This window comes from Xanthomonas sp. DAR33341 (genome assembly GCF_003992815.1).
GTDB classification, from domain to species: Bacteria; Pseudomonadota; Gammaproteobacteria; order Xanthomonadales; family Xanthomonadaceae; genus Xanthomonas; species Xanthomonas cissicola.
Map to the genome: position 1 here is coordinate 33,278 of NZ_QEYV01000017.1, position 13,377 is coordinate 46,654.

Consider the following 13,377-nt stretch of genomic DNA (forward strand, 5'->3'; position numbering starts at 1 on the left):
GGATCGATTCGTTGTTAAGCGTGACCTGCATCGTGCTTGGCTTGTGGACGCATGGGAACATATTTGTTGCGTCGCAGCACATTGCTTCACGCGCTCCTCACCTGCAGCTAGTTGATCTGTAAGCGTTTTCACGCGTGTGAAGATAGGGGTTTACGCCTCTGTATGAAAACGCTTACAGTCCGCGCCAGTTTTGGGAAGTCGGTAGCGGAGGGCGACACGAATGGCCAAGGGTGCGGTCACCATCAAAGATGTCGCTCGGGAAGCGCAGGTCTCCGTCGCAACGGTGTCGCGTGCGCTCAACGGGCACGACAATGTTGCCGGGCCGGTGCGCCAGCAAGTGCTGGAAGTGGCCGAGCGGCTGCGCTACAGCCCGCATGCGGCCGCGCGTAGCCTGAGCAGCCGGCGCTCGCAGACGCTGGGCGTGGTGCTGCCGGACTTGTATGGCGAATTCTTCTCCGAATTGATTCGCGGCATCGACGGCGCGGCGCGTGTGGCGGGCCAGCACCTGCTGGTGTCCAGCTATCACGGCGACCCGGAAGCCCAGGGCAGGGCGCTGCGCTCGATGCGCGGACGCGTCGATGGTTTGCTGGTGCTCTCGCCCTACGCCGAGCAGCCGGGGTTCCTCACCGATAACCTGCCGCAGTCGCTGCCAACGGTGTTGATCAATGCGCACCTGCCCGGTGCCGACTATCCGGTGCTGAGCATCGACGACCACGCCGGTGCCATGGCCATGACCGAGCACCTACTGCGTGCCGGGCACCGTCGCATCGCCTTCATCGGTGGCCCGGCGCTGAACTTCGACGCGCGCGAACGCCTGCGCGGCTTCCGCGATGCGCTTGCCGCGTTCGGTGCGCAGGCGCAGGGCGTGGAGTATCCGGGCGACTTCGACGAAGCCTCCGGCCACCGCGCCGGACTGGCGATGCTGGCGGCCGGCGCGTTGCCGGATGCGGTCTTCGCCGCCAACGACATGACTGCGCTGGGCTGCCTGTACGCGTTCGCCCAGGCCGATATGTCGGTGCCGGGCGACGTGGCGCTGGCGGGTTTCGACGACATTCCGCTGGCCCGTTTTGTCCACCCCGCGCTGACCACCATGCGCGTGAGCATCGCCCGGCTGGGCGAGCAGGCCATGACCCGACTGATGCGCCTGGTCGAAACGCCCGACCGCGACGACGGCATCCGCCAACTGCTCACGCCCGAGCTGGTGATCCGCGCCTCCTGCGGTGCCGGCGAACCGGCTCACTGACCTTTCCGGCCACGCGTCTCTGGGCCGCCGACCCTTTCGCGGGCGTTCTGTCCGCTCCCGCTGCCCCCGCAGCGGCTGTTCCTGCACCACTGCACTGCCACAACAACAATCTGTACCGATCCCTGGAGGGACGACCATGCGCCACCACCACCCCCATTCCGCCCGTCCGGCGCGCAAGCTGCTCAGCTGCGCGCTTGCCAGCTGCCTGCTGCTCGGCGCCGCACCGGCTTTCGCACAAAGCACCGCTGCGACCATCCGCGGGCAGGTCACCGTCGATGCCGCACCTGCCGCCCAGGCGCAGGTCACCGCCACCAATCTGGCCACCGGCCTGACCCGCACCGTGCAGGTCAGCAACGGCGGTTATTCGGTGGGCGGCCTGCCGCCGGGTTCGTACCGCATCGATGTCGCCGCCAATGGCCAGACCAGTTCGCAGAACGTCACCGTGCAGGTCGGCCAGACGGCGACCTTGAACCTGGGCGTCGGTGGCGAACCCGCCACGGCCGCGGGTGGTAACGCCACCACGCTGGATGCGGTGCAGGTGAAGGCGCCGCCAGTGCTGGTGGAGACGCGCACCTCCGAAAACGCCACCTATATTTCCAACGTGCAGATCCAGAACCTGCCGCGCGCCACGCGCAACTTCCTGGAGCTGGCCGACACCGTGCCCAACGTGCAGTTCACCCGTGAGGCCAACGGCACCACCAAGGTGCGCACCGGCGCGACCTCGGCCGAAGGCACCAATGTCTACATCGACGGTGTCAGCCAGAAGAACTACGTGCTCACCGGTGGCGTGAGCGGCCAGGATTCCAGCCGCGGCAACCCGTTCCCGCAGTCGGCGATCGGCGAGTACAAGGTCATCACCTCCAACTACAAGGCCGAGTTCGACCAGGTCAGCGGCGCGGCCATCGTCGCCTCGTCCAAGTCCGGCACCAACGATTTCCACGGCAGCTTCTTCTGGGACACCAGCAACGACAGCTGGCGCGAAGAAAGCCCGCTGGAGAAGAAGGCCGGCGTGCGCGACGACTTCGAAGAAACCCAGTACGGCGCCACCTTCAGCGGCCCGATCCTCAAGGACAAGGCGCACTTCTTCATCGCCTATGAAGCCAAGGAGTACACCACCCCCAACGTGGTGATCCCCGGCTCGATCTATTCGGACCGCGTCGACCAGTTGCCTGCACAGCTGCAGCCGTTGGTGGTGACCTCCAGCACGCCGTTCAAGGAAGACCTGTACTTCGGCAAGATCGACTGGACCATCGGCGAGAACAACCTGTTCGAGCTGACCGGCAAGTACCGCAAGGAAGACGAGCTCAACGACGTCGGCCGCACCTCGACCTACGAGCACGGCAGCATCAACGGTCAGGAAGAAAAGCGCGCCAACCTGCGCTGGCAGTACAGCGGCGCCAACTTCCTCAACGAGGCCAACCTGAGCTACGAAAGCGCGTTCTGGAACCAGGCGCCGATCAACAACGGCAACGGCTACATCCTCAGCTACGCGCCGGTGCGCGGCAACGAGACCGACATCCTGGCGGCGGGCGCCGGCAGCAGCTTCCAGCGCAAGGGGCAGAAGGGCTGGACCTTCCAGGACGACCTGACCTTGAACAGCCTGGAATGGCATGGCGCGCACACCGTCAAGATGGGCGTGAAGTTCAAGAGCATCGACCTGGATTCGACCCAGTTCAACCCGGCCAACCCGCAGTACTACTACAACATCCTCACCGACGTGCAAACGCCGTACCGCGTGCGCTTCGGTGCGCCGCTGGTGGAAGGTGGCGGCTCGGTGGTGTCCAAGAACAAGCAGTACGGCATCTACCTGCAGGACGACTGGGAAGTCAACGAGCACTGGACCTTGAACCTGGGGGTGCGCTACGACTACGAGCAAACCCCGGCGTTCCTGGATTTCGTGACCCCCTCGGATGTCGCCAGCGCGCTGCAGAACTGGCCCAATCTGCGCAACGCCAACTACAACATCAACGACTTCATCAGCACCGGCAACAACCGCAAGGCGTTCAACAATGCCTGGCAGCCGCGTCTGGGCGCCTCCTACGACCTGTTCGGCGATCAGGCCCACGTGATCTATGGTGGTGCCGGCCGTGCGTACGACCGCAACATCTTCGATTACCTGGCACTGGAGCAGCTCAACAACTCCTTCAAGTCGTATAGCTACTACTTCACCAGCGCCAACAACCCCACTTGCCTGGGCGACCCGTGCACGGCCTGGAATCCGGCGTACAACAGTCAGGATGGCTTGAACACACTCACGGCCAACAGCACCGGCGGTGGCGGACGTGAGGTCTACCTGATCGACAACAACCTCAAGACCCCGTACTCCGACCAATTCAGCATCGGCATGCGCAACATGGTGCCGTTGTGGGGCCAGGACTGGTTCACCGATGTCACCCTGAGCCGCATCGAAAGCCACGACGGTTTCGCTTTCGTACGCGGCAACCGCCTGCCGGACGGTTCGTTCTTCCAGCCGGGCACCACCTCCGGCGTGCCGACCGACGGCCCGAACGGCTATAGCGCCATCGTGCTGGGCACCAATGGCGTGGAAACCCGCAACAACCAGCTGGCCTTGCAGGTGGAAAAGCCCTTCGACGAAGAGTCCGGCTGGGGCCTGACCGTGGCCTACACCTATTCCGATGCGAAGGAGAACCGTCAGTTCGGCGAGCACTATGCGCTGGACCGCGAACGCATCCAGGACTATGGCTGGCGTGAGGCCGGCGGCATCCCGAAGAACCGCCTGGTGGTCACCGGCATCTACGAGCTGCCGTATGAAATCAAGCTGTCCGGCAAGCTGTCGCTGGCCAGCCAGACCGCGCGCTATGGCCAGAATTGCCTGGCCGGCAACGACCAGTGCCAGATCATCCAGTTCAAGCCGGATGGCACGCTGGGCTACAAAGAATTCAGCATTGCCGCCAATAAAGAGTGGGACACCGGCGGTGGTGTCAAATTCAATGTGCGTGCGGATATCCTCAACATGTTCAACTGGGTTAATTACGCCACCTTCAACGGCGATACCGGAACATTGCAGGACTTGAACACGGCTTACGGCACACCGACCGGTGTGCTGGCGTCGCCGATGCGCACCTTCCGTCTGGCTTTCGGCCTGAACTGGTGAGGTGCTCGACCGCCCTGGCCGCAACGCCAGGGCGGCCGAACTCGGCGCCTGGATAGGGTAGGTTGGCGTGTCAGATGTAATCGATTACACACGTGGGGGGCGGATGGACAGGGGCAACACGTCGCGATGGTTGACGATTCCACTCTTGCTGGGCGCGCTGGTCGTGGCGTCGTGCAAGCAAGCCGAGGAACCCAAGGTGGCCGAAAAGAAGGCACCGGTGAAAGTCATCCTGGTTGAGGCGCAACTGCCGCCCAAACCGGTCAAGCCGCCGCTGCCGCCGTTGTTTTCGGACATCGAACGCCGCACTTTCCAGTTTTTCTGGGACACCACCAACGAGGTCAACGGCCTGTCGCCGGACCGGTTTCCGTCGCGCCCGTTCGCCAGCATTGCGTCGGTCGGATTCGCGCTGACCGCCTATCCGATCGGCATCGAAAACGGGTGGGTCAGTCGCAATCAGGCGATCGACCGCACCCTGACCACGCTGAAATTCTTCCGCGACGCGCCGATGGGGCCGCAGAAGACCGGCCGGGCCGGCTACAAGGGCTTCTACTATCATTTTCTGGACATGCAGCAGGGCAACCGCTACGACAGCTGGGTCGAGCTGTCGAGCGTGGACACCGCACTGCTGATGATGGGCGTGTTGTTCACCCAGTCGTATTACGACGGCGAGGACCCGCGCGAAAAGGAGATCCGCCAGATCGCCGACACGCTGTACAAGCGCGTGGACTGGCGCTGGCTGCAACAGCGCGCGCCGCTGATCTCGATGGGCTGGTTCCCCGAAAGCGGCTTCATCAACCACGACTGGATGGGCTACAACGAGGCGATGATGCTGTACATCCTCGCCCTGGGCTCGCCGACGCATGGGGTCGATCCGGACGCATGGACCAGTTGGACCCGCACCTACAACAACGACTGGGGCGTGTACCAGGGCCAGGAATACCTGTCGTTCGGCCCGCTGTTCGGCCACCAATACAGCCATGTCTGGATCGATTTCCGCGATATCCAGGACCAGTACATGCGCGAACGCGGCATCGACTACTTCCTCAACAGCCGCCGCGCCACCTTGGCGCAGCGCGACTACGCCATCGATAACCCGATGAAGTGGAAGGACTACGGCGAGAATGTCTGGGGCCTCACCGCCAGCGATGGCCCGCAGAACACCAGCCAGGAATACCGCGGCGAGCAGCGTCAATTCCGCCATTACTCTTCGCGCGGCGCCGGCCTGCGCGAGAATTTCGACGACGGCACCATCGTGCCCTCGGCGGCGATTTCTTCGATCGTGTTCGCTCCGGAAGTGGTGATCCCGGCCACCGAAGAAATGCACAAGCGCTATGGCGATTTCCTGTATTCCAGCTATGGCTTCCTGGATTCGTTCAATCCCAGCTTCAACTACGACATCCCGCTCAAGACCGGGCGCATGGTGCCGGATCGCGGCTGGGTGGCCAGCGACTACATCGCCATCGACCAGGGCCCGATCCTGGCGATGATCGCCAACTACCAGAACGAATTCGTCTGGAACGTGATGAAGAAGAACCCCTACATCCGTGCGGGTCTGGAACGCGCCGGCTTTACCGGCGGCTGGCTCACTCCGGAGGGCGAGCCGCAGCCGGCGCCGCAGAAGGACGAGCAGAAAGCCGCCGCGCGCGCGCTGGGCATGGCCGAATCGCGTGCCGCCGCCGCCCAGGCCCAGCAAGACCCCTCGCAACGCCAAAAACCCGAGTAATCCGTGCGCCTTTTGAAACTGTTGATGTTGGCCGTCGCCTTGTGTGCAGGTGCGACGGGATGCGAACGCTCCGATCCGGGCAAGACCACGGTGCGGTTCTGGGCGATGGGCAAGGAGGCCGAAGTGGTCGCCGAGCTGGTGGCCGATTTCGAAAAGCAGAACCCCACCATCCATGTGGATGTGCAGAACATCCCAATGACCGCGGCGCACGAAAAACTGCTGACCGCCTTTGCCGCCGACGGCCTGCCGGACGTGTGTCAGCTCGGCAACACCTGGCTGCCGGAATTTGCGCTGCTGGATACGCTGGAGCCGATGCAGCCGTACGTGGCGCGCTCCAAGATCGTCGACCCGGCCGATTATTTCCCTGGCGTGTGGGACACCAATCTGGTCGACGGCACGCTGTACGGCGTGCCGTGGTATGTGGACACGCGGTTGCTGTTCTATCGCAAGGACCTGCTGCGCGAGGCCGGCTACAGCCAGATGCCCAAGACCTGGGCCGAGATGGAACAGGTGATGGCCGCAATCAAGCGCAAGGTCGGCCCCGACCGCTACGCCATCCTGATGCCGCTCAACGAATTCGAGCAGCAATTGTCGTTCGCGCTGCAGCAGGACGACCGCCTGCTGCGCGACCATGACAACTACGGCAATTTCCGTGGCGCCGGTTTCCGCAAGGCGCTGGGCTTCTACGACAACATGTATCAGCAGGGCTGGGCGCCCAAGGTCTCAGAGACCCAGGTCTCCAATGTCTGGTACGAATTCTTCAACGGCTATTACGCGTTCTATCTGTCCGGCCCGTGGAACGTGCGCGAGTTCAAGCTGCGCCAGCCGCCGGGCATGGAAGGCAACTGGGGCACGGCGCCATTGCCGGGGCCCAATGGCCTGGGTGCCGGCATTGCCGGCGGTTCCAGCCTGGTGATCTTCAAGTCCTCGCAACACAAGGACGCCAGCTGGAAGCTGATCGAATATCTGTCGCAGCCGCAGGTGCAGGCGCGTTTCCACGCCATCATCGGCGACCTGCCGCCGCGTCGCAGTACCTGGAAGCTGCCCTCGCTGGCCAACGACGCACTGGCGCATGCCTTCGGCGACCAGCTGGAGCGGGTCAAGGCCACGCCCAAGGTGCTGGAGTGGGAGCGCATCGTGCAGGAAATGCGTCTGGTGACCGAGCGCGTGGTGCGCGGCGGGCAGTCGCACGACGCCGCCGTGCAGGAACTGGATCAACGCGTGGACGAAATTCTGGCCAAGCGCCGCTGGATCTTCGAGCAGGAGGGCGGGCATGTCGGCCCGGCCGGTGACACGGCTCAGCCGGTAGTGAGGCCAGCTGCTGCAGACACCACCGCGCCAGCCGCCGCAGCGGACCAGGGAGCGGCACGATGATGAAGCGTCATTCCGTCGCCGGCTGGGTGTTCGCCGCGCCGTCGATCATGGTGCTGGGCATGTTCTTTGGCGTGCCGGTGTTCGCCGCGCTGGTGCTCAGCGTGACCGACTTCGACCTGTATGCATTGGCCGACAGCAGCCATCTGCGCTTTGTCGGCCTGGGCAACTACATCGACCTGCTGCAGACGCCGCTGTTCTGGAAGTCGCTGTGGAACACCACATATTTCGTGCTGCTGGGCGTGCCGATGTCGATCGGCGTGTCGCTGGGCGCGGCGCTGTTGCTCAACGCCAAGGCCTCGCGCTTCAAGGCGTTGTTCCGTACCGCCTTGTTCGCGCCGGTGGTGACCACGTTGGTGGCGGTGGCGGTGATCTGGCGCTACCTGTTCCACATCAAGTACGGCCTGGTGAACTTCGGCCTGGCCCAGTTGGGGATCGCCCCAATCGACTGGCTGGGCGACCCGCGTTGGGCGATGCCCACCATCATGCTGTTCGCGGTGTGGAAGAACTTCGGCTACAACATGGTGATCTTCCTGGCCGGGCTGCAGGCGATCCCGCAGGACTTGTACGAAGCTGCGCGCATCGATGGCGCTTCACGCTGGAAGCAGTTCCTGCACATCACCGTGCCGATGCTCGGCCCGGTGCTGATGGTGGTCGGCGTGATCACCATTTCCGGCTACTTCCAGCTGTTCGCCGAACCCTACGTGATGACCCGCGGCGACCCGCTGCAAAGCACCGTCAGCGTGCTGTATTTCATGTTCGAAGAAGGCTTCAAGTGGTGGAACCTCGGCCGCGCCTCGGCGGTGGCGTTCCTGTTGTTCCTCATCATTCTGGCGGTGACCACCGTGATGCTGCGCTTTGGCCGCAAGAAGGACCTGATATGAGCCGTGAAGTTGGCCAATCGCGCTGGAATGCCGTGCTGATCAACGGCGGCCTGCTGGTGCTGGCGGTGATCAGCCTGGCGCCGCTGCTGTGGATGCTGTCGGTCTCCTTCATGCCCACTGGCGAGGCCAGCCGGTTTCCGCCGCCGATGCTGCCCTCGGCGTTCACCACGGCCAACTATCACGAGCTGTTCGCGCGCACCGGCATGGCGCGCAACTTCGCCAACAGCCTGTTGGTGTCCGGGCTGATCACGCTCGGGTCGTTGCTGGTCAACACCATGGCCGGTTATGCGTTCGCCAAGCTGCAGTTCGTCGGCCGCGAGCGCATCTTCAAGATCCTGATGGCGGCGTTGGTGATCCCGGCGCAGGTGGCGATGCTGCCGCTGTTCCTGCTGATGAAGCAGCTGCATCTGGTCAACAACATCGGCGGGGTGGTGGTGCCGGCGTTGGCCACGGTATTCGGTATCTTCCTGGTGCGTCAGTACGCGCGCAGCATTCCGGACGAATTGATCGAGGCTGCGCGCATCGACGGCGCCAGCGAGATGCGCATCTTCTTCCAGATCGTGTTGCCGATGCTCAAACCGGTGCTGGTCACCTTGACCATCTTCACTTTCATGGGCTCGTGGAACGATTTCATGTGGCCGCTGATCGTGCTGACCGACCAGGAGCACTACACCTTGCCGGTGGCGCTGGCTGCGCTGTCGCGCGAGCACATCATGGACGTGGAATTGATGATGGCCGGTGCAGTGGTGACTGTGATTCCGGTGCTGCTATTGTTCCTGGCGCTGCAGCGTTACTACATCCAAGGTCTTCTGCTGGGGAGTGTGAAGGGGTGAAACCAGTGTTCCTGCGACTGTGTGCCATGGCCGCTTTCGTTACGTCTGCGGGCGCGGCGCAGGCGCAGGAGCGCGTGCTCGACGGCTTCAACGACATCGGTGCCTGGCGCCTGGTGGTGTCCAACCAGGTCAGCGGCTCGCTGCGGCCGGTAGCCACCACCTCCGGTGGGCATGCCTTGTGTCTGGATTACAACTTCAACGGCGTCTCCGGCTATGTCGGCATTCGCCGCAATCTGCCCATCGAGTACCCGGACAATTACCGGCTCGGGTTTGCGTTGCGCGGCGAATCGCCGTCCAACGATCTGCAGCTCAAGCTGATCGATGCCAGCGGCGACAACGTGTGGTGGGTCAACCGCCCCGGCTTTGCTTTCCCCAAGAACTGGACCACGGTCAGCTACCGTAAGCGCAATATCGAAAAAGCCTGGGGCCCAGGTCAGGACAAGCAGCTGCGCAGCAGCGCCGATGTGGAGTTCACCATCTACAACAAGGTCGGCGGCAAGGGCACGGTGTGCTTGGACCGGCTCACGCTCACGCCGCTGCCACCTGAAGACACCTCGCCGCTCCAGGCTAAGGCCATCACCGACACCGCGCCTGCGCTGGAACAGCGCCTGGCCGATGGCAAGCCGGACACGTTCTGGCTCAGCGGCGCGGTCAAGCAACAGACGGTCACGCTGGATCTGGGCAAGGTGCGCGAGTTCGGCGGTGCGGTGGTGCAGTGGGTTCCGGGACTGCAGGCCTCGCAATATGTGGTGCGTTCGTCCAGCGACGGACGGAGCTGGCGCGACCTGCGTACCGTCACTGCCGGCGCGGGCGGCACCGATTGGCTGGCGCTTCCCGATACCGAGGCACGCTACCTGCGTTTCGATCTCAAGGACGGCCCCAACTGGCGCTATGGCATCAAGGAAGTGCAGTTGCAGCCGCTGGCATTCGCCGCAACGCCCAACGACTTCGTCAAGTCGCTGGCCGCGCAGCTACCGCGCGGGAGTTATCCGCGCGGCTTCTCCGGCGAGCAGCCGTACTGGACCATCCTGGGCCTGGATGGCGGCACCGAACAGGGCCTCATTGGCGAAGACGGTGCGGTGGAAGTCGGCAAGGGCGGTTTCAGCATCGAGCCGTTCGTAGTGACCGGCGGCAAGGTGTTGCACTGGTCCGATGTCAGCAGCGAGCAAAGCCTGCAGGACGATTACCTGCCGATTCCCAGCGTCGATTGGCACCACGACCTGATGAATCTGCGTGTCACTGCCTTCGTGCAGGGCACCCCCGATCAGGCGCAACTGGTCGCGCGTTACCAACTGCACAACACCGGCAAGGACGCGCGCGAGTTCACCTTGGCGTTGGCCGTGCGTCCGTTTCAGGTCAACCCGCCGGCACAGTTTCTCAACACCCTGGGTGGCATCAGCCGCATCGAGCAACTCGCGGTGGATGGTGGCCAGGTCAGCGTCAACGGCAAGCCGCGGGTGTTCGCTGCACAGCGGCCGGATGCCGGCTTTGCGAGCGCCTTCGACAGCGGCATGGACGTCAGCCATCTCACTGCGGCCACGCCGCCGACAGTCACCCAGGTGAAGGACGAAACCGGGCTGGCGTCGGGCGTGCTGTTGTATCGCTGGAAGTTGGAGCCTGGCCAACGCCGTGAAGTGGCCTTGGTCATTCCGCAAACCGGCGCCGCGCAGCTGCCGGCGGGCTTCGATGCCGACACCGCGCAGCAGCGGGTGGCGCAGCAGTGGCGCAGCAAGCTCGATCGCGTGCGCATCAGTGTGCCGGCCGAAGGCAAGCCGGTGGTCGATACCTTGCGCACCGCGCTGGCGCACATGCTGATCTCGCGCATCGGCCCGCGCCTGCAGCCGGGCACGCGCTCGTATTCGCGTAGCTGGATCCGCGACGGCGCGATGATTTCCGAAGGGCTGTTGCGGCTGGGTCGCGAAGACGTGGTGCGCGACTATGTGGACTGGTTTGCGCCGTATCAGTTCGCCGACGGCATGGTGCCGTGCTGCGTGGACGACCGCGGCAGCGACCCGGTGCCGGAGAACGACAGCCACGGTGAGCTGATCTACAACATCGCCGAGTACTACCGCTATACCGGCGACAAGGCCTTCCTGGAAAAGATGTGGCCGCATGTCACCGGTGCCTATGACTACATGGAAACGCTGCGCGCCAGCGAGCGCACCGAAGAAAACTTCATGCGTAACCCGGCCTTCTACGGAATGATGCCGGTGTCGATCAGTCACGAAGGCTATTCGGCCAAGCCGGTGCATTCGTATTGGGACAACTTCTGGGCACTGCGCGGCTACAAGGACGCGGCGATGCTGGCCGGTGCGCTGGACAAGCCAGAGGAGGTGGCCCGCTTCAGCACCGCACGCGATGAATTCAGCGGCGATCTGATCGCATCGTTGGGTGCGGCGGTGCGTCAGCACAACCTCGACTTCCTGCCGGGTTCGGCGGAACTGGGCGACTTCGATGCGACCTCGACCACCATTGCGTTGACGCCAGGCGGCGAGCAGCAACGCCTGCCGCAGGATCTGCTGACCAAGACCTTCGAGCGTTACTGGAAGGAATTCTCCGACCGCCGCGACGGCAAGCGCGAATGGAAGGACTACACGCCCTACGAGTGGCGCAACGTGGCCGCATTCGTGCGCCTGGGCTGGCGCGACCGCGCCTGGGACGCGACCGCGTTCTTCTTCAAGGACCGCGCGCCACAACCCTGGAACCAATGGGCCGAAGTGGTCTCGCGCACGCCGCGCACACCGTTCTTCGTCGGCGATCTGCCGCATGCCTGGGTCGCCTCGGACTTCGTACGCTCGGTGCTGGACATGTTCGCCTACGGCCGCGAATCCGATGCCAGCCTGGTCATCGCTGCCGGCACGCCGACGCGCTGGTTCGAAGGCAAGGGGATTGGCATCGCCGAACTGCGCACGCCGTACGGGCGGCTCAGCTACACCTTGCAACGCACCGACAAGCAGTTGGTGCTGCAGTTGCAGCCCGGTCTGATCCTGCCGCCGGGCGGTGTGGTGCTGCCGTGGCCGTATCAGGGCACCCCGGGCAAGGCCACGATCAACGGCGAACCGGCTGAGTGGCAGAACGGCGAATTACGCATCCAGCAGATGCCGGCGAACGTGCAAATCGATGTGCCCAGCGCGGTGCGGCGGGCCGAGCGCACCACGCAATGAGGCAGGCGTGGCGGCTGTCCCGGGCAGCGCCAGCACGGCGAAGTTCCGAACGGCCGCTCATATTGGTCGCCCTCCTGCTGTTGTCCACCGGCGTGCAGGCTGGGCAAGTCGGGCAGGGCGTTTCCTCTGTGCAGCGCGGCAATCGTGATCAGTCAGCGAACGTCGCGCAGTCACCCGCCGCAGCGTCGCGTGAAATGACCCTGGTCACGCTCAACCTGCATCACGATCGCGAAGACTGGCCGGCGCGACGTGCGCATATCGCCAAGGAACTCAAGCGACTGGCGCCGGATGTGATTGCGTTGCAGGAAGTGATCGAGCGCCGCGGCAGCGTGGAAAATCAGGCCGCCTGGCTCGCGCGCAAGCTCGGCTATGACTACATCTTCGCCTCGGTCGATCCGGTCGGCGCCCCCAAACGCTACGGCAACGCCGTGTTGAGCCGCCGCAGGGTGCTCGCCACGCACCAGCGCCTGCTGCAGCCTCTGGACGATTACCGTGTCGCCGCGCATCTGCAGGTGGATGTCGACGGCCAACCGGTCAACGTCTACGTCACCCATCTCAACGAACGCGCCGACGCACGCGGTACCGGCATACGCACGCGCCAGGTGGCCGATCTGCTGGACTTCATCGCCTCCAACAGCGCACAGGCGCCGGTGGTGATCGCCGGCGATTTCAACACCGCCGCCGACACGCTCGATCTGCAAGCGCTACGCAAGGGCTACGGCGACAGCTACGGCAGCGTGCATCGCAATAGCGACGCCACGGTCAGCACCTTGAACATGCACGTCTTCGACAGGCCTGCGCGCATCGATCATGTGTTTTTCCAGCAGAACCGCCTGCTGGCCCGCGAAGCCCGCATCCTGTTCGACACGCCTTATGCCGAAGGCCGCTGGGCATCGGATCACTATGGGGTGTGGGTACGCCTGCAGCTCGCGCCGGAGCATCCAGCAATCAACCGGACGCCGTAGGAGCGCACCTGGGCGCGACAGGGATTTACCGGTAAAGCCTCATCGCGCCCGGGTGCGCTCCTACGAACGGTCTGGATCT

The 13,377-nt window shown here is 64.1% G+C and carries 8 protein-coding genes; all 8 read left to right on the forward strand.

The annotated features are described in order from the left end of the window. Positions 1 to 220: 220 nt before the first annotated feature. Entirely contained in the window at positions 221 to 1,243 is a 1,023-nt protein-coding gene (locus EO156_RS05180) for a LacI family DNA-binding transcriptional regulator (protein ID WP_016849195.1), read from the forward strand. 136 nt (positions 1,244 to 1,379) lie between these two features. Further along, entirely contained in the window at positions 1,380 to 4,358 is a 2,979-nt protein-coding gene (locus tag EO156_RS05185) for a TonB-dependent receptor (RefSeq protein WP_016849194.1), read from the forward strand. A 103-nt stretch (positions 4,359 to 4,461) separates the two neighbouring features. Beyond that, entirely contained in the window at positions 4,462 to 6,081 is a 1,620-nt protein-coding gene (locus EO156_RS05190; protein WP_011051505.1) for a glucoamylase family protein, read from the forward strand. A gap of 3 nt (positions 6,082 to 6,084) precedes the next feature. Beyond that, on the forward strand, positions 6,085 to 7,455 hold the full coding sequence (locus tag EO156_RS05195) for a sugar ABC transporter substrate-binding protein (protein WP_005925475.1): 1,371 nt from the start codon (positions 6,085 to 6,087) through the stop codon (positions 7,453 to 7,455). Then, complete coding sequence (locus EO156_RS05200) at positions 7,452 to 8,336, forward strand: sugar ABC transporter permease (RefSeq protein WP_016849193.1); 885 nt, start codon at positions 7,452 to 7,454, stop codon at positions 8,334 to 8,336. The genes EO156_RS05195 and EO156_RS05200 overlap by 4 nt, the downstream gene beginning before the upstream one ends. Next, positions 8,333 to 9,169: a carbohydrate ABC transporter permease gene (locus tag EO156_RS05205; protein WP_003489668.1), complete on the forward strand. Its 837-nt coding sequence runs from the start codon at positions 8,333 to 8,335 to the stop codon at positions 9,167 to 9,169. Before EO156_RS05200 ends, EO156_RS05205 begins: the two co-directional genes overlap by 4 nt. Before the next feature lie 26 nt (positions 9,170 to 9,195). Further along, positions 9,196 to 12,333, forward strand: a complete 3,138-nt coding sequence (locus tag EO156_RS05210; protein WP_016849192.1) for a discoidin domain-containing protein — start codon at positions 9,196 to 9,198, stop codon at positions 12,331 to 12,333. A gap of 62 nt (positions 12,334 to 12,395) precedes the next feature. Next, positions 12,396 to 13,298, forward strand: coding sequence for an endonuclease/exonuclease/phosphatase family protein (locus tag EO156_RS05215; RefSeq protein WP_026006866.1), 903 nt, complete (start codon positions 12,396 to 12,398; stop codon positions 13,296 to 13,298). The last annotated feature ends 79 nt before the right edge of the window (positions 13,299 to 13,377 follow it).

Coding starts and splice junctions, on each gene's coding strand:
- EO156_RS05180 (WP_016849195.1), top strand. CDS start 221: ATGGCCAAGGGTGCGGTCACCATCAAAGATGTCGCTCGGGAAGCGCAG.
- EO156_RS05185 (WP_016849194.1), top strand. CDS start 1,380: ATGCGCCACCACCACCCCCATTCCGCCCGTCCGGCGCGCAAGCTGCTC.
- EO156_RS05190 (WP_011051505.1), top strand. CDS start 4,462: ATGGACAGGGGCAACACGTCGCGATGGTTGACGATTCCACTCTTGCTG.
- EO156_RS05200 (WP_016849193.1), top strand. CDS start 7,452: ATGATGAAGCGTCATTCCGTCGCCGGCTGGGTGTTCGCCGCGCCGTCG.
- EO156_RS05205 (WP_003489668.1), top strand. CDS start 8,333: ATGAGCCGTGAAGTTGGCCAATCGCGCTGGAATGCCGTGCTGATCAAC.
- EO156_RS05210 (WP_016849192.1), top strand. CDS start 9,196: ATGGCCGCTTTCGTTACGTCTGCGGGCGCGGCGCAGGCGCAGGAGCGC.